Source organism: Duganella flavida, assembly GCF_009857445.1.
GTDB lineage: Bacteria > Pseudomonadota > Gammaproteobacteria > Burkholderiales > Burkholderiaceae_D > Rugamonas > Rugamonas flavida.
Window position 1 is genome coordinate 271,770 of record NZ_WWCN01000001.1, and the last position, 16,046, is coordinate 287,815.

Below are 16,046 nucleotides of genomic sequence, written 5' to 3' on the forward strand. Positions count from 1 at the left end.
ATGCGTTAAACGCAGGCAGCCAGCGTCGCCAGCAGCAGCTCGTGCGGCGCGTTGGTGATCTTCGGCGCACCCAGCGGATTCATCAGAATGAACTTGATGGCGCCGCCTTCGTTCTTCTTGTCGACTTCCATCGCTTCCAGCCACTTGTCGACGCCGAGGTCCGGCGCCTTGACCGGCAGGCCGGCCGCAGCGATCAGCTTGCGCACGCGTTCCACGGTGGCTTCATCAATCAGGCCCATGCGCTGCGACAAATCCGCCGCCATCACCATGCCGCAGCCAACCGCCTCGCCGTGTAGCCAGGCGCCGTAGCCCATGCCCGCCTCGATGGCATGGCCGAAAGTGTGGCCGAAATTCAGAATGGCGCGCAGGCCGCCTTCACGCTCATCCTGGCGCACCACATCGGCCTTGATTTCGCACGAACGGGCAATCGCGTAAGCCAGGGCGCCCTTATCGCGCCCCATCAGCTTTTCAATATTCGCTTCAATCCATTCGAAGAACGGCAGGTCGATCACCGCGCCGTACTTGATCACTTCCGCCAGGCCGGCCGACAGCTCGCGCGCCGGCAGGGTTTCCAGCGTGGAGGTATCGGCAATCACCGCGCGCGGCTGGTAGAAGGCGCCGATCATGTTCTTGCCCAGCGGGTGGTTGATGCCGGTCTTGCCGCCCACCGAGGAATCTACCTGCGACAGCAAGGTGGTCGGCACCTGGATGAAATCCACGCCGCGCATATAGCTGGCTGCCGCGTAGCCGGTCAAATCGCCAATCACGCCGCCGCCCAGGGCGATCAGCGTGGTCTTGCGGTCGGCCTTGGTTTCCAGCAGCTTGTCGAAGATGGTCATCAGGCTGGACCAGTTCTTGTGCTCTTCGCCATCCGGCAGGATGACGGTGGTGACTTGCTTGCCGGCGTCGCGCAGGCCGCTCTCGATGCGTTCAAGGTACAGCGGCGCCACGGTCTCGTTGCTGATGATGGCAACCTTACTGCCGTTCACATGGCGCGCCAGCGCGGCGCTGTCATTGAGCAGCGACGGACCGATCGAAATCGGGTAGCTGCGCTCGCCCAAGTTGACGTTTAACAGGATGTTGGATTGTTCGTTCATCGATGGTTCGGCGTGAGTGACGCAGTTGGGCGCGGCTTCACAAGCGCGCTGGTCCAGCTGGGTCAAAATAGTCTGAACCATCGATTGTACGTTAGGTCGGCCGGTATCGATGACCAAATCGGCAATTTCCAGGTACAAAGGATCACGCACCTGCATCAGCTCTTCCAGCTTTTTACGCGGATCGGCGGTTTGCAGCAGGGGGCGATTCTTGTCGTGCGCGGTGCGCTGCAGGATGCTGTTGACCGTGGCCCGCAGGTAAATCACGGTGCCGCGCGCCTTGAGGTAGGCGCGGTTGTCGGCATTCAGGATGGCGCCGCCGCCGGTGGCCAGCACCAGCCCGGACTGGCCGCTCAGCTCACGGATGACCTCGGCCTCGCGCCGGCGGAAGCTCGCTTCGCCTTCGATTTCAAAGATCCACGGGATCGAAGCGCCGGTACGCGCCTCGATCTCGTGGTCGGAATCAACAAATTTCAGCCCCAGCTTGCGCGCCAGGATGCGGCCGATGGTGGTTTTTCCTGCCCCCATCAGACCGACTAGAAACACATTCTGCATTCAACATCCAACTTATAAGGGGTTGCTGCACAGAGTCGATACCCCATAAGGACTGTTCACGCCCGGCGGGCTGACGTTCTGGGTAGCGTAATCTGAGCCTAATCCCATCAAGTGTACCAGAGAGGTGTAGCTGGACTCCGTGCCGCTGGCCTGGCCGCGTATCGTCAGGTTCACATCGAGCCAGTAAACACGGTCGCGCGGGTAGACCAGCGACACCGTGGCACGGCCGGTGGCGTCGGTAGTGATGCTCGGTGTAACGGTCACCGGAATGCCCGGATCGAGCACGCCGTTGCCGTTGGTATCCTCGCCGGCATCAAGGATGCCGTTGTTGTTGACGTCCTCGTTGCTGCAGCCGGTGCGCACTGCCGGCTGCCATGGACCAGACGGTGCAGCGTAGGTCAGGAAGCCTTTGAAATACTGCGTCGGCAGTACCGAGGCGGTCAGCTTGACGCCCGACACGGCATTGCCGGCGGCGTCGGTGACGATCACCGCATAATCCATCTGGTAAGTCGCGCTGCTCGGCGTGCCGACCGTGTTGCCGGTACCGGCGCTGATGAACAGCGATTTCTGCGCCACCGTCAGCTTGGCCACCGCGCTCGGGCCGGAACCGCCGATCAGTTTGGCCTGGATTTGCACGCCATCCTTGGCGGTGGCCGAGGTGCCGGCGATGAAGCTGGTGGTGGCGACGCCGTCGGAACCGGTGGTGACCACCGCCGGCTGGGTCAGCGAACCGCCGCTCGGGTCGCTGATGATGGAGAAGGCCACGGTGGCGTTCTTGACCAGGTTGTTCTGCGCCGTACCGTCGCGCACGATGGCGCGCAGGGTGGCCTGCTGGCTGGTGCTGCCGCTGGTGTTGACACCAATGACGGCAGGGTCGGCCTGGACCGAAATGGTGGTCAGCGCGGTGACCGGCGCCACGAATTCGAGATTGGTCTGGGTGGTCTGGCCACCGGCATTGGCGGTCAGGGTAGCCACGCCCGGGCTGGTGGCGTTGACGTAGGCGGTGGCGGCGCCACCCGACAGCGTCAGCGCGCTGCCGAGCGGGCTGCTGCAGGACGAGTCGCTGTAGACCGTGCCGCGCGAGCTGCTGATGGTCACGCTGCTGCCCGGCGCATTGGTGACGGCGACCTGCTGGCAACCACCGATGGCAGCCGAGGTTTCTACATTGCCGCTGCCGTCCAGCACTTTCACAGCGAAGGTGGAGGAATTGATGGCGATGCCAACCGAAGCAATTTCACCCATCGACTTGACGGTGATAACGTCCGCCGTGCCGCCGCTGGCCGCGTAGGTCAGCACCAGCTGGCCACCGGCATTGGTCACGGCCGCGCCGCCGCCCTTGACGCTCAGCGCGTTGGCGTTGGAGCCGAAAGTCACCGGCTTGCCGACCAGCGCATTGCCGGCCGAATCCACCAGCTTGACGGTGACGTCGGCGCTGGAGCCGGCATTGATGGTCGGCGCCGCGTTGATGGTCAGCTTGTTGCCGGCCACGTTGACGATGGTGGTGACCGGCGTGGCGCCCGGCACCGTGGCGGTGATCTTGATGGCGCGCGAGGTAGCGTCGCCACCGGTGCCCAGTTTTTCGGTGACGATGCCCTGCGCGTTGGTGGTGCGGCTGGTCAGGGTCAGGCTGCCGGAATCGGACTTCAGGTCCACGTTCACGTTCGGCATGACGGTGTTGTTGGCGTCGCGCACCAGCGCGGTGACGGTGACTTCATTGCCGGCCGTGCCAGCCGAGGCCAGGGTGCCGGAATCGGTGGTCAAGGTCAGGGTCGGCACCGCGTTCACCACGGTCACCTTGACCGCAGCCGAAGTGGCCGAACCGGCGCTGGCGGTAATGGTGATGGTACGCAGCGAGGAATCGCCCTTCACGCTTAGTTTCTCCACCACCTGACCGGAAGTGTTGGTGATGCGGTTGGTGCTGGTAATAGTGCCGGAGGTGGCGCTGAAGTTGACAGTCTCATTGGCCAGCGCATTGCCGCCGGCATCCTTGACGATGGCGGTCAGCGTGACTTCGGTGCCATCCAGTCCAGACGAAGCGATGGTATCGGCGCTAGCCGTCAGGGTGACGCTGGCAGCCTTGGACGGCGCCACACCGGCCGCATTAGTGCCGGGCGAACCGCCGCCGCCGCCGCACGCGGATAACAAACTGGCGCAGGCCAGCGCAGTCAGCCATGCAGTGAAGTTTTTCATGAAACGATATCCCATTCAAGATGAATCAAATTACCGGGTCGCGGACAGGCGGTCGGCCACGATTTTCGGTGTGATGAAGACCAGCAGCTCCGTCTTGTCATTGGTGCGGGTGTTGCTGCGGAACAGATAGCCCAGCACCGGCACATCGCCCAGCAGCGGCACCTTGTCGGTGGTGCTGCGCTCGGTCTGCTGGTAGATGCCGCCCAACACCACGGTGCCGCCGTTGTCGACCATGACCTGGGTCTTGACGTGCTTGGTGTCGATGGCAAAGCCGGAGCGGGTTTCCTGGCCCACGCTGTCCTTGTTGACGTCAACGTCGATCACGACGTTGCCGTCCGGCGTGATCTGCGGCGTCACTTCGAGGCGCAGGTTAGCCTTGCGGAACATGATGGAGGTGGCGCCGCTGCTGGTCGCCACTTGATACGGGAGTTCAATGCCCTGCTCGATCAGCGCCACCGCCTTGTCGGCGGTGATCACACGCGGGCTGGAAATAATCTTGCCGGTGCCGTCTTCTTCCAGTGCCGACAGTTCCAGGTTGAGGAAGCGGTTGGCGGCCGAGGAGAACAGGCTGACCGCCAGGTTGCCGGCCTGGGCGCCATTGATGCTGGACGCCGGCAGGTTGACGAATTGGGTGTTGTTATAGGTCGAGTCAGTCAGCTTGACCTGGCCGGTGACCTCGCCCACGCCGGTCATATTGCCGGCGATGCCGATGCGGGTGTTGCTGTTGCCGAGCTGGTAGCCGGCGTCGCCACCACGGATGGTGCGCAGGTCGGTGAAGCCGAGCTTGGCGCCGAGGTTGCGGGTGAAGGTGTCGCTGGCCTCAACGATACGGGCCTCGATCAGCACCTGCTTGGTGGCGACGTCGGTCTTGGCGATCAGGCGGCGCACGTCGTCCAGCTTGGAGGCGACGTCGGTCACGAACAACTGGTTGGTGCGCGGCTCGATGATGGCGCTGCCGCGCTTGGACAGGATGCGGTTCTTGGTGTCGCCGCCTTCGAGGCCGAACACGGTTTTAAATGCTTCCGCCTTCTGGTAGTTGAGCTGGAAGATTTCCGACTTTAGCGGTTCGAGGTCGGCGATCTGGGCTTTCTGCTCCAGTTCCAGTTTTTCCTTGGTCAGCAATTCTTCCTTGGGCGCGATCCAAATGACACTGCCGTTCTTGCGCATATCCAGTGCCTTGGCTTGCAGGATCACGTCCAGTGCCTGGTCCCACGGCACCTCCTTCAGGCGCAGGGTCAGATTGCCAGCCACGCTGTCGCTGGTGATGATGTTGAGGCCGGAGATATCGGCAATCGCCTGCAGCGCCGCGCGCACTTCCACATTCTGGAAATTGAAGGACAGCTTCTCGCCGCGATAGCCTTGCGAGCCCTGGGTCAGCTTGTTCGGATCTTCCTTGATCGGTTTGACGTCGACCACCAGCTGGGTGTCGCTCTGGTAGACCGTCTGTTCCCACAGGCCGCGCGCCTCGATGCTCAGGCGCGTGTTCTCGCCTTGCGGCACGGTGGTGACCAGTGACACCGGGGTGCCGAAGTCGCCCACATCCAGGCGGCGGCGCAGCGCTTCCGGTACGCCGGTCTTGAGGAAGTCGACCACCACGCCGGTCGGGGTCTGGCGCACGTCCACCGCCACTTGATTATTCGGCAGGTCGACTACCACGCGGCCTTCGCCGTTGGCGCCGCGGCGGAAGTCGACATCGCGCAGCAGTTGTTTGCCTGCCGCTGCAGCCGGCTTGGCGACCGGCAGGCCGGCCGCGTCCACCGCCGTGGCGACACCACCGGAACCGTCGATGGTCAGGATGATGGATTTGCCGTCGATGGTGGTGGCGTAGTTGAGAGTACGCTTGAGATTGAACACCAGGCGCGAACGCTCGCCGGCCTGCACCAGGTTGACGCCGCGCAGGTCGCCCTGATTGAGCTCCTGCACGGTCTTGCCGGTGGCGTTGACGGTGGCGCCGAAATCAAGCGCGATGCGCGGCGGGTTGGTGATGGCAAAGTTAATCGGCAGCTTGTCCGGCGCGTTCTTCAGCGTGACTTTGACGATCACGTTGGCGCCCTGCTGGTTGGCGCTGATCGATTCAATGGCGTTGGCAGCGCTGGCGGTAGCAGCAGCAGAATCCTGCGCCATGGCTGGGGCGACGCAGGCAAGTTGCAAGGCCAGCGCCCAAGTGGCGGCGGCCAAGGCGCGCCGGGCCGTGTGATGAGCGGTCATTTGGTGTTCTCCTTGCTTTCCTGCAGTTCCAACTTGGATACGCGTTCGACCCAGTCGCCGGTGGCGTCCTGGACGATTTCCTTGAGGCTGACGGCGCTGTCGTCAATGCTGGTGATGCGGCCGAAGTTCTGGCCCAGATGCTGGCCCACCACCACCTGGTGCACGGCGCGGTCGACTTGCAGCACGGCGTAGATCACGCCTTTTTTCTCGATGGTGCCGACCATCTTGATGGTGTCGAGCGGGAAGGTCTCCAGCAATTCCTTGCGGCGCTCGGTGTCGGGCTTGATGCCGTTATGGCCGCCGGCGGCCGCCAGCTTGGCCAGTTCGGCCAGCAGCTTGTTGGGATTGAAGGGATCGAGCTCGTCTTTGCGGGCGTAGGCGAAGGGAATGAAAGTCTTGGGCTCGGCCAGCGGCGGCACTTGCACCTTGGTCTGGGCGTCGACTTGCTTCATCCAGGTGCGCACTTCCTGCACATCGCTTTCACCGCAGCCGGCCAGGGAGGCCAGCAGCGGCAGCGCCATCAGCAATCGTAAAGTCAGCGTGTTCATGATTTTTTCGCCGCCTTTTTCTTGTCGGCGGCGGCCTTGCGCTGCGCTGCCACTTCTTCCGGATCGAGGTAGCGGAAGGTCTTGGCTACCGCCTCCAGCGTCAGCGTGCCATCCTTGCCGGTGCTGAGCATCAGGTTGTTGAGCGTGACGATACGCGGCAGGTTGGCGATGTCACCGGTGAAGGCGCCAATGTCGTGATAGCTGCCGGTGATCTTGATATCGATCGGCAGCTCGGCGTAGTAATCCTTGACCACCACCTGCTGTGGCTTGAACAGTTCGAACTGCAGGCCGCGCCCGGCGCCGGCCTGGTTGATGTCGGTCAGCAGCGCGGCCATCTCGGCCTTGCTCGGCAGCTGTTTCTGCAGGCGCTCGACGTACTGGTCGACCTGCGCTTTTTGCGCCCGCAGCGCTTCCAGGTTGATCGCTTGCGCGGTCTTGATCTTGTACTCGTCGCGCAACTTGTTTTCCTGCGCCAGGCCGGCTTCCTGCTCTTCAAACTGCGAGCTCCAGTAGCCGAAATAGCCGGCCACGCACACCGCCGCCGTCACGCCGATGGCGCACAGCACGCGCGGTGCCAGCGGCCACTGGCCCGGATGGCGGCCGCTGAGATCGCGGAACTGGTCGGTGAACTGGGCAAACAGTTCGTTGAGGTTGATATTCGCCTTGGCCATTATTTCCCCCCCGCCACGGCCGCGGCTGCAGCCTTGCCCTTGGCGCCCTCTTCCGGCTTGTCCTTGTCGCGCGGGCGCTTGATGCTGACGTTGAGGTTGAACTCCACCACTTTCTTGGCGCTCTTGCCCTGACCAAGGCCGGTGGATTTCACTTCGATCAGATCGGGCTTCTCCAGCCACGGCGACTCGCCGGCCAGGTTGCGCAGGAATTCGGAGACCCGCTCCTGCGATTGTGCATAGCCGTTGACCGACACCCGCTGGCCGTCCTGCTTGAAGCCTTTCAGGTACACGCCGGGCGGGGTTTGCCTGACCAGCTCATCGAGCAGGTAGACCGGCTGGTTGCGGTCGCCCTGCAAATCCTCCACCGCTTGCTGGCGCGCTTTCAGCGCTTCGATTTCCTGTTTCAGCGTGGCGATCTCGGCGATCTTTTTATCAAGGCCGGTGATGGCCGTCTTCAGCACCTGGTTGCGCTGCTCCTGGATCGAGATGGCGCGCGCGTTGTAACCGCCCACCAGCAGCACAATGCCCACGCCCACCACGCCGCCCAGCGCCAGCAGGGCAACAAAAGCGGCCTTCTTCTGCTTGCGCTTTTCTTCGCGGTGGGGCAGCAGGTTAATCCGTATCATCAGTCGAACCTCCGCAGGGCCAGGCCGCAGGCGACCAAGTAGGCAGGCGCATCAAGACGCAGCTGCGTTTCGCGCACCGACGGTCCCAGCTGCATGCCCTTGAACGGCGAAATCACCGCGCTGGAAATGCGGGTGCGGCTGGCGACCAGGTCCAGCAGACCGGGGATCAGCGCACAGCCGCCAGCCAGGAACAGCTGGTCGACGCGGGTGTAGGGCGTGGAGGTATAGAAGAACTGGATAGCGCGCGTGACTTCCAGCGCGGCGCTTTCCAGGAAGGGGGTGAGCAGTTCGGCGTGATAGTTGTCCGGCAGGTCGCCGGTTTTCTTGCGCGCTTCGGCTTCGTCGAAGGACAGGCCGTAGCTGCGCACGATGTCTTGCGTCAGCGCGTTGCCGCCGAATGGCTGTTCGCGCTCGTACACGGTGACGCCATCCAGCATCACGGAAATCTGGGTCACTTGCGCGCCAATCTGGAACAGCGCGATGATCTGACCGGCGCCGGCTTCCGGCAGCTGCGCGGTGACGCGGTCGAGCGCGGCGCGGGCGGCGTAGGATTCGATGTCCATCACGGTGGCCTTGAGGCCGGACGCTTCGGCTATCGCCACCCGGTCCTCGACTTTTTCGCGGCGCGAGGCGGCCAGCATGACTTCGATATCGTCAGCCGAATTGGCGGCCGGGCCGATCACGTCGAAATCCAGGCTGACCTCGTCGAGCGCGAATGGAATGTACTGGCTGGCTTCGGATTCCACCTGCACTTCCAGCTGGTCTTCCGGCAGCCCCGCCGGCAGAATGATTTTTTTGGTGATGACGGAGGCGGGCGGCATGCCCAGCGCAGCGTGGCGCGCGCGGGTGCCACTTTTCTTCCAGACCCGGCGCACGGCTTCCACCACTTGGTCCATGTTCTCGATATTACCGTCGGTGACGGCGTTGCGCGGCAGCGGCTCGGCGGCATAGCGCTCCAGCCGCAGCTCGCCCTTGGCGCCTTGCACCAGCTCCACCAGCCGCACGCAGGACGTACTGATGTCGATGCCCACCAGCGGCGGGTTGCCCTGGCCTAGCAAGGCCTTGATATCGATCATACGAATCCCCCGGCGCCATGGCTGACGCCCGTGTTGCAGTACATCCGAACATGCGGCGGAACTGTTTGCATAAAAGGAAACTCGTTTGAAAACCAGCGGTTAGGTGGGCTATATCAGCCTGTACATTAAATCGACACTATTTAAGTGTAAAGGTATTTCTACTGTGCACAATTGCCTTTGTGTGAGGGTTTCGCCACACTTATTTTTTAACCTGTAAGCAACAAAACAACTGAGTTGCTTTGTTGCTACCGAGAAATATTCCAGCCGTAGGGTGCGGCGCGCCGCTCGCTTATAATGGCTCGCATAATCCACTGAAACGATTGCACTGCATGGCCTCTTCCGATACCACACCACCATCATCGACTCCGCCTGAAAAAAAACCGGGTAAAAGCTCCCGCTTCCTGTGGCTAGCGGGCTTGTCCGTTGCCGGCCTGGGCCTGACCGGCGTGTTGCTGGTGGTGTTCGGGCTGGCGATGGCCTACCCCAACCTGCCCGAACTCGATACGCTGACCGACTACCGTCCGAAAATGCCGCTGCGGATCTTCTCCGCCGATAACGTGCTGATCGGCGAGTTCGGCGAAGAGCGCCGCAACCTGGTGCGCATCAAGGACATCCCTGATGTAATGAAAAAAGCCGTGCTGGCGATCGAGGACGACCGTTTCTACGAACACGGCGGCGTCGACTACACCGGCATCCTGCGCGCGGCTGTGCACAATGCGATGGGCACCGGCGGCCGCCAAGGCGCCTCGACCATCACCCAGCAGGTGGCGCGCAACTTCTTCCTGTCCAGCGAACAGACCATCAAGCGCAAGGTCTACGAGATGCTGCTGGCGTGGAAGATCGAGAAGAACCTCAGCAAGGACCAGATCCTTGAGGTCTATATGAACCAGATCTACCTCGGCCAGCGCGCTTACGGTTTCTCGTCCGCCGCACAAATCTATTTCGGCAAAAATCTGCGCGACATTAGCATCGCCGAAGCGGCCATGCTGGCCGGCCTGCCGAAAGCGCCGTCGGCTTACAACCCGGTCGTCAATCCGAAGCGCGCGCGCACTCGCCAGCAGTACATCTTGCAGCGCATGCACGAGCTGGGCTACATCAGCGACAAGCAATTTGAAACCGCCAAGGCGGAAGAGTTGAAAGTGAAAACCGACAGCAGCGAATTCGGCGTGCACGCCGAGTACGTGGCCGAACTGGCGCGCCAGCTGGTGTACGAGCAGTTCAAGGAAGACACCTACACCCGTGGCCTGAACGTGTTCACCACCATCACCAAGGCCGACCAGGACGCTGCCTACCTCGCCTTGCGCAAAGGCGTGATGGATTACGAGCGCCGCCATGCGTATCGCGGCCCGGAAGCCTATATCGACATCCCGGGCAACAAGGAAGAAGCGGACGACGCCATCGAGACCGTGCTGGCCGAGCATCCAGACAACGACGACATCATCGCCGCCGTGGTATTGACCGCCACGCCGCAGCTGATTACCGCCGTGACCGCCTCGGGCGAAGAAATCAAGATTGCCGGTTCGGGCCTGGAAATGGGCCGCTCGTGGCTGTCGGATAAAAATCCGCCGAACAAGCGCATCCGTCGCGGCGCCGTCATCCGCGTGCTGCAGGAAGGCAAAGACTGGGAAGTGGCGCAGATGCCGGAAATTGAATCGGCATTCGTGGCCGCCAGCACTACCGACGGCGCCATCAAGGCCATGGTCGGCGGCTTCGACTACAACCGTAACAAGTTCAACCACGTGACCCAGGCATGGCGCCAGCCGGGCTCGTCGTTCAAGCCGTTTATTTATTCGGCCTCGCTGGAGCGCGGCCTGTCGCCGGCCACCGTGATCAATGACGCGCCAATCTCGTTCGACGCCGGCCAGACCGGTGGCCAGGCGTGGGAACCGAAGAACTACGACGGCAAGTACGAAGGCCCGATGACCATGCGCAAGGGCCTGACCAAGTCCAAGAACATGATCTCGATCCGCATCCTGCACCGCATCGGCGCCAAGTACGGGCAGGAATACGCCACCCGCTTCGGCTTCGACGCGGAAAAGAACCCGCCCTACCTGACGCTGGCGCTGGGCGCGGGCAACGTCACGCCGCTGCAAATGGCCGGCGCGTATGCGGTGTTTGCCAACGGCGGCTACAAGGTCAGCCCTTACCTGATTTCCAAGGTCACCGATGCCGATGGCAAGATCCTGTCGCAAGCGCATCCGGATCTGGCCGGTGACGAGAAAAACCGCGTCATCGACGAGCGTAACGCCTTCCTGATGGATTCCATGCTGAAGGACGTGGTGCGCTACGGTACGGCTGCCAAGGCCAATGTGCTGGGCCGCCGCGACCTCGCCGGCAAGACCGGTACCACCAACGATTCGATCGATGCATGGTTTGCCGGTTATCAGGCCAAGCTGGTGGGCATCGCATGGATCGGCTACGACCAGCCCAAGAACCTGGGCAACCGTGAAACCGGTGGCGGCCTGGCGCTGCCAATCTGGATCGGCTACATGCAAAAGGCGCTGAAAAACATCCCGATCGAGGAACGCGCGGTGCCGGAAGGCGTGATGCTGGTGGGGGATGAATACTTCTATGCGGAGAATCCGCCGGGCGCCGGGGTCAACAACCTCGACGCGCCGGGGCACGGCACCCCGGCCGAGGAAAAGGCCAAGGACGCCGTCAAGAACGAGCTGTTCTGATTATGGTTTGAGCACCACCGGGGCGCCGCCCTGCGCCGAGACCATCTCGGACAGCGAGGCGTACAGCTCGGTGTTGTCGCGGCTGTTGATCCACTGGCCGTCGATTTGCTTATAGTGGTAGCCGCCCGAGCGGGAGGCTACCCACAGTTCCTTCATCGCCGCCTGGCTGTTGACGATGATCTTGCTGCCGTTGTCGATGAACTCGATTTCCAGCACATTGCCGCTGCGGCTGCACTCGACGTCGACCACGTCTTCATCGTTCAAGCGGTCCAGCGCCGCCGCGATGGTATCAAGCGCGGCTTCCGCCTGCGCCAGGAATTCTGATTCGCCCATGCTACACTCCAGTATCTGATCTCAAATAAACCGTGATTTTATCGTGAAGTCCTCCATCCGTTTGATTATCCTCGGCGTATTGCTGAGCGGCTGCGGCCAACCCGGCCCGCTATACCTGCCCAAGCCACCAGCGGCCAAGCCTGCCAAGAGCAGCCCGGTCCCTGTATCGACTTCTGAACCCGCTGCTCCTCAACAATAAAGATCCATGTCCCAATTTTCGTACAAAGACGGCGTGCTGCACGCCGAAGGCGCCTCGCTGAGCGCTATTGCTGAACAATTCGGCACCCCGACCTACGTCTACTCCAAGGCCGCCCTGCTGGCCAATTTCGCCTCCTACGCCGACGCCTGCAAGGGCCGCGACGCGCTGGTGTGCTACGCCATGAAGGCCAACTCGAATCTGGCGATTCTGGATTTGCTGGCGCGCCAGGGCGCGGGCTTCGACATCGTCTCCGGCGGCGAACTGCTGCGCGTGCTGGCGGCGGGCGGCGATCCGCGCAAAGTGATCTTCTCGGGCGTGGGCAAGAGCGTGGAAGAAATGCGCCTGGCGCTGAGCCACGACATCCTGTGCTTCAACGTTGAATCGATTCCTGAGCTGCACCGCCTGAACGAAGTGGCCGGCGCCATGGACAAGAAAGCCCGCATCTCGCTGCGCGTGAACCCGAACGTGGATGCCAAGACCCACCCGTACATCGCCACTGGCCTGAAAGCCAACAAGTTCGGCGTGGCGTTTGATGATGCGTTAGAAACCTACCGCACTGCGGCCAAGCTGCCGCACCTGGACGTGTCGGGCATCGACTGCCACATCGGCTCGCAGCTGCTGGACGACGCGCCGCTGCTGGAAGCGCTGGACCGCCTGATCGAACTGATCGACCAACTGGGCGCGGAAGGCATCGAGTTGCACCACCTGGACATCGGCGGCGGCATTGGTATCGACTACCGTGAAGCAGGCGAATCGGCACCGGTACCGGTGGGGGACTACCTGGGCCGTTTGTTCGCCAAGATCGATGCATGGCGCGCAGCGCGCCACAGCGGCAAAGGCATCAAAGTCATCTTCGAGCCGGGCCGTTCCATCGTGGGCGATACCGGCGTGCTGCTGACCAAAGTGGAATTCATCAAACACGGCGAAGAGAAAAACTTCTGCATCGTGGATGCGGCCATGAACGACATGGCGCGTCCGGCCTTGTACCAGGCGTGGATGGACATGCAGCCGGTAGTGCAAGGCAGCGCAGCGGCGGCGGATTACGACGTAGTCGGCCCGATCTGCGAATCCGGCGACTGGCTGGCGCGCGACCGTACGCTGGCAGTGGAAGCCGGCGACCTGCTGGTGATGCACACCGCCGGCGCCTACGGCATGACCATGGCCTCCAACTACAACACCCGCGGCCGCGCCGCCGAAGTGATCGTTGACGGCGAGGTCCTGCACCTGGTCCGCAAACGCGAAAACCCAGCCGACCTGTACGCGCTGGAATCCGTCATCAAATAAACCCAACCCGGGGTCAGCTCTGTCATTTGGACAAGCGCGCACGATATTTGAGCAATATCAATACGCGAATTATTTGTCCGAATGACAGAGCTGACCCCGAAGTTTTTACGGCTTGCGCAGCAGCATCGGCGGTTCCGCTGCGTAGGCTTTCGGGAGGGTGGGATTGCTCAGCAACAGGCAGCGCGTGGTGCTGGATTTGAGTTGTTTGATTTCTTTTTGGAAGTGGCGCGCGACCAGTTCGTCCAGCGAGCCGTCGCGCTTGGCCAGCGCCAGGCCGCTTTCTAGCCGCTCGGCTAATTTGGGTTCGCTAATGCTGACGTAGAACAGGGTCGGCAACGGGTAGTACAGCACCAGGTCCGGCACCACCGCCAGTTGCGGCGTCAACACGGAATCAGCTTCGGTCACGCTGAGCGGCAGGTAGTCGAAACGTTTGTTGACCAGCATGTCCACCAGCGTCGCTACGTTGCCGCTGTCGTCTACGTTGTAGCCGTTGTGGCGCAGCACAGTAACGTCGACCCAGCCACGTCCTAAGCCCGCGATTTTTTGCTTCAACTGGGCCGCGTCCTTGATTGCCTTGAACGCCGCCATTTCATCCTTGCGCACCACCAGCGCGCGATAGCCAAGCAAGCCTGACATGATAGGAATGTCGATCCGGATGTTGCGCTCCAGCGCGTCATCCGTCGCCATGTCGCGCCACGGCCCGGCGTGGATGTTCACACGCCGCCCTTTGCGGATTTCCACGTTGATGCGCGAGGTGCTCATGGCGTCCGACACGCGGGTGACGGAGAACGGTCCATGCGTGGCAACGGTCTTTTCCAGCGCCAGTGTCAGCACCGCGACCTGGTAATCGTCGCGCCGCGGCGTGAGTCCCCAGTCCCAGTAACGATAGGCCATGACGGCGGCAGCCGCGCGCGCATTCCATACACCCAGCGTCAACGACGCCAGCGCCATCAGGATGCTGCGCCGCAGTGGACCGCTCGGTTTCATGCAAACAGTCTATGCCATGTTGCGCCGCGTTGCCACCCACCAGTAGAGGCGCGCCAGCAACAGCGCACCGAGCACGCTGCCAAAGATGATCGGCTGGGTAAAGTTGTGCTTGCCCGCTTTCATCCACCAGAAGTGCAATATGGCCAGCGGTGCAATCACGTACACCAGGCGATGCAGCCATTGCCAGCGCTTGCCGCCCAGACGCTTGATCATGCCGTTGGTGCTGGTGACGGCCAGCGGTATCAGCAGCACGAAGGCGATGAAGCCTACCGTGATGAAGGGACGCTTCAACACGTCTTTCAGCATCTCTTGCACGTCGAAGAAATGATCGAACCACAGGAAGGTCATGAAGTGCAGAAAGCTGTAGAAGAATACGTACAGTCCCAGCATACGGCGCAGCTTGATCAGCCAGTTCCAGCCACTCAGCTTGCGCAGCGGCGTCACCGCCAGCACCATGCACAGGAAGTACAAGGTCCAGTCGCCGGTGCCGCGCGTGATGAATTCCAGCGGATCGACCAGTTGCCCGGTCACGGTCAGGTAGACCATGCGCAGCAAGGGCGCCAGCGCCAGCACAAACACGGCGCCCTTGAGCCAGCTGACTTGTTTGGTGCTCAGCATCAGTAGAACTTTTTCAAATCCATGCCGGCGTACAGCGGTGCGACGTCAGCGTAGCCGTTGAACATCAGGGTCTTGCGCTTGCGCGCGAGGAAACCGTCTTCGCCGATACGGCGCTCGGAGGCTTGCGACCAGCGTGGGTGGTCGACGTCCGGATTCACGTTGGAGTAGAAACCGTATTCGTTCGGCGCGGACAGGTTCCACGAGGTACGCGGCTGGTCTTTGACGAAGCGGATTTTGACGATCGACTTGGCCGACTTGAAGCCGTACTTCCACGGCAGCACCATGCGCACCGGCGCGCCGTTCTGGTTCGGCAGCACGTCGCCGTACATGCCGAAGGTGAGCAGCGCCAGCGGGTGGTTGGCTTCGTCGATGCGCAGGCCTTCGGTGTATGGCCACTGCAGCACGCGGCTGCCGACGCCCGGCATTTGCTTCTTGTCGGCCAGTGTGACAAATTCCACGTACTTGGCGTTGCCGGTCGGCTCCACCTTCTTGATGATTTCGGAGAACGAGTAGCCAATCCACGGGATCACCATCGACCAGCCTTCCACGCAGCGCAAACGGTACACGCGCTCTTCCAGCGGCGCCAGCTTGAGCAGCGCGTCGAGATCGAGCGTCATCGGCTTCTTCACTTCGCCTTCGATGCTGACGGTCCACGGACGCGTTTTCAATGAGCCAGCGTAGATGGCCGGCTCGCTCTTGTCGGTGCCGAATTCGTAGTAGTTGTTGTAGGTGGTGGCGTCTTTGTAGGCGGTGTGCTTGTCCATCGCCGAGAAGGCGGGATTCAGCGTGGCAGCCAGCTTGGGACCGTTTTGAGCAAAGGCCTCATGCATGCCGCCCAGCGCAGCCGCGCCGACGGCGACTTGCTTCATGAAGTTGCGGCGCGACTCATACATCTCGCGCGGCGTGATTTCAGAAGAAAACGGCAGGTCGATGCCGTTAGGACTACGCTTGATCAGCATGATGGCTCCGGTAGATTCGT

The 16,046-nt window shown here is 62.1% G+C and carries 14 protein-coding genes; 3 read left to right on the top strand and 11 right to left on the bottom strand.

Annotated elements, in window-relative coordinates; translation table 11 throughout:
- Nucleotides 1-5: 5 nt before the first annotated feature.
- The 7 genes from aroKB to GTP46_RS01190 are packed head-to-tail and all read right to left on the bottom strand — an operon-like array spanning nucleotide 6 to nucleotide 8,968.
- The gene (gene aroKB, locus GTP46_RS01160; protein WP_161004810.1) at nucleotides 6-1,649 is read right to left on the bottom strand and encodes a bifunctional shikimate kinase/3-dehydroquinate synthase AroKB; all 1,644 of its coding nucleotides are present in this window, start codon (nucleotides 1,647-1,649) and stop codon (nucleotides 6-8) included.
- Nucleotides 1,650-1,661: 12 nt separating this feature from the next.
- Nucleotides 1,662-3,839, bottom strand: a complete 2,178-nt coding sequence (locus GTP46_RS01165; RefSeq protein ID WP_161004811.1) for a beta strand repeat-containing protein — start codon at nucleotides 3,837-3,839, stop codon at nucleotides 1,662-1,664.
- 30 nt (nucleotides 3,840-3,869) lie between these two features.
- The gene (locus GTP46_RS01170) at nucleotides 3,870-6,047 is read right to left on the bottom strand and encodes a type IV pilus secretin PilQ (RefSeq protein WP_161004812.1); all 2,178 of its coding nucleotides are present in this window, start codon (nucleotides 6,045-6,047) and stop codon (nucleotides 3,870-3,872) included.
- Complete coding sequence (locus GTP46_RS01175) at nucleotides 6,044-6,595, bottom strand: pilus assembly protein PilP (RefSeq protein ID WP_161004813.1); 552 nt, start codon at nucleotides 6,593-6,595, stop codon at nucleotides 6,044-6,046. The genes GTP46_RS01170 and GTP46_RS01175 overlap by 4 nt, the downstream gene beginning before the upstream one ends.
- Entirely contained in the window at nucleotides 6,592-7,266 is a 675-nt protein-coding gene (locus GTP46_RS01180) for a type IV pilus inner membrane component PilO (protein WP_161004814.1), read from the bottom strand. The genes GTP46_RS01175 and GTP46_RS01180 overlap by 4 nt, the downstream gene beginning before the upstream one ends.
- Nucleotides 7,266-7,892: a PilN domain-containing protein gene (locus GTP46_RS01185; RefSeq protein WP_161004815.1), complete on the bottom strand. Its 627-nt coding sequence runs from the start codon at nucleotides 7,890-7,892 to the stop codon at nucleotides 7,266-7,268. The genes GTP46_RS01180 and GTP46_RS01185 overlap by 1 nt, the downstream gene beginning before the upstream one ends.
- A complete protein-coding gene (locus tag GTP46_RS01190) occupies nucleotides 7,892-8,968 on the bottom strand; it encodes a pilus assembly protein PilM (RefSeq protein ID WP_161004816.1) in 1,077 nt (358 codons plus the stop codon). Before GTP46_RS01190 ends, GTP46_RS01185 begins: the two co-directional genes overlap by 1 nt.
- Before the next feature lie 329 nt (nucleotides 8,969-9,297).
- Here GTP46_RS01190 and GTP46_RS01195 point away from each other — a divergent pair, with 329 nt between their 5' ends.
- Nucleotides 9,298-11,646: a penicillin-binding protein 1A gene (locus tag GTP46_RS01195; RefSeq protein ID WP_161004817.1), complete on the top strand. Its 2,349-nt coding sequence runs from the start codon at nucleotides 9,298-9,300 to the stop codon at nucleotides 11,644-11,646.
- Here GTP46_RS01195 and cyaY read toward each other — a convergent pair whose 3' ends face one another.
- A complete protein-coding gene (gene cyaY, locus GTP46_RS01200) occupies nucleotides 11,647-11,979 on the bottom strand; it encodes an iron donor protein CyaY (protein WP_161004818.1) in 333 nt (110 codons plus the stop codon).
- A gap of 43 nt (nucleotides 11,980-12,022) precedes the next feature.
- Between cyaY and lptM the strand changes: the two genes are divergently transcribed.
- Together lptM and lysA are read left to right on the top strand one after the other, a co-directional pair.
- A complete protein-coding gene (gene lptM, locus GTP46_RS01205) occupies nucleotides 12,023-12,178 on the top strand; it encodes an LPS translocon maturation chaperone LptM (RefSeq protein WP_161004819.1) in 156 nt (51 codons plus the stop codon).
- 6 nt (nucleotides 12,179-12,184) lie between these two features.
- The gene (gene lysA, locus GTP46_RS01210) at nucleotides 12,185-13,462 is read left to right on the top strand and encodes a diaminopimelate decarboxylase (RefSeq protein WP_161004820.1); all 1,278 of its coding nucleotides are present in this window, start codon (nucleotides 12,185-12,187) and stop codon (nucleotides 13,460-13,462) included.
- Between the two features lie 105 nt (nucleotides 13,463-13,567).
- On the opposite strand, the gene GTP46_RS01215 is transcribed toward lysA, so the two are convergent.
- The 3 genes from GTP46_RS01215 to msrP are packed head-to-tail and all read right to left on the bottom strand — an operon-like array spanning nucleotide 13,568 to nucleotide 16,026.
- Nucleotides 13,568-14,449, bottom strand: coding sequence for a transporter substrate-binding domain-containing protein (locus tag GTP46_RS01215; protein ID WP_161004821.1), 882 nt, complete (start codon nucleotides 14,447-14,449; stop codon nucleotides 13,568-13,570).
- A gap of 9 nt (nucleotides 14,450-14,458) precedes the next feature.
- Nucleotides 14,459-15,067 carry a protein-methionine-sulfoxide reductase heme-binding subunit MsrQ gene (gene msrQ, locus GTP46_RS01220; protein WP_161004822.1) on the bottom strand — a complete coding sequence of 203 codons (609 nt, stop codon included), beginning with the start codon at nucleotides 15,065-15,067 and terminating at the stop codon, nucleotides 14,459-14,461.
- A complete protein-coding gene (gene msrP, locus GTP46_RS01225; protein WP_161004823.1) occupies nucleotides 15,067-16,026 on the bottom strand; it encodes a protein-methionine-sulfoxide reductase catalytic subunit MsrP in 960 nt (319 codons plus the stop codon). The genes msrQ and msrP overlap by 1 nt, the downstream gene beginning before the upstream one ends.
- Nucleotides 16,027-16,046 lie beyond the last annotated feature (20 nt).

What these genes read in the sequence shown, in the direction of transcription:
- GTP46_RS01175 (WP_161004813.1), bottom strand. Translation starts at nt 6,595, where the DNA reads ATGAACACGCTGACTTTACGATTGCTGATGGCGCTGCCGCTGCTGGCC.
- GTP46_RS01165 (WP_161004811.1), bottom strand. Translation starts at nt 3,839, where the DNA reads ATGAAAAACTTCACTGCATGGCTGACTGCGCTGGCCTGCGCCAGTTTG.
- lysA (WP_161004820.1), top strand. Translation starts at nt 12,185, where the DNA reads ATGTCCCAATTTTCGTACAAAGACGGCGTGCTGCACGCCGAAGGCGCC.
- GTP46_RS01215 (WP_161004821.1), bottom strand. Translation starts at nt 14,449, where the DNA reads ATGAAACCGAGCGGTCCACTGCGGCGCAGCATCCTGATGGCGCTGGCG.
- aroKB (WP_161004810.1), bottom strand. Translation starts at nt 1,649, where the DNA reads ATGCAGAATGTGTTTCTAGTCGGTCTGATGGGGGCAGGAAAAACCACC.
- GTP46_RS01185 (WP_161004815.1), bottom strand. Translation starts at nt 7,892, where the DNA reads ATGATACGGATTAACCTGCTGCCCCACCGCGAAGAAAAGCGCAAGCAG.
- GTP46_RS01195 (WP_161004817.1), top strand. Translation starts at nt 9,298, where the DNA reads ATGGCCTCTTCCGATACCACACCACCATCATCGACTCCGCCTGAAAAA.
- GTP46_RS01180 (WP_161004814.1), bottom strand. Translation starts at nt 7,266, where the DNA reads ATGGCCAAGGCGAATATCAACCTCAACGAACTGTTTGCCCAGTTCACC.
- cyaY (WP_161004818.1), bottom strand. Translation starts at nt 11,979, where the DNA reads ATGGGCGAATCAGAATTCCTGGCGCAGGCGGAAGCCGCGCTTGATACC.
- msrQ (WP_161004822.1), bottom strand. Translation starts at nt 15,067, where the DNA reads ATGCTGAGCACCAAACAAGTCAGCTGGCTCAAGGGCGCCGTGTTTGTG.
- GTP46_RS01170 (WP_161004812.1), bottom strand. Translation starts at nt 6,047, where the DNA reads ATGACCGCTCATCACACGGCCCGGCGCGCCTTGGCCGCCGCCACTTGG.
- msrP (WP_161004823.1), bottom strand. Translation starts at nt 16,026, where the DNA reads ATGCTGATCAAGCGTAGTCCTAACGGCATCGACCTGCCGTTTTCTTCT.
- GTP46_RS01190 (WP_161004816.1), bottom strand. Translation starts at nt 8,968, where the DNA reads ATGATCGATATCAAGGCCTTGCTAGGCCAGGGCAACCCGCCGCTGGTG.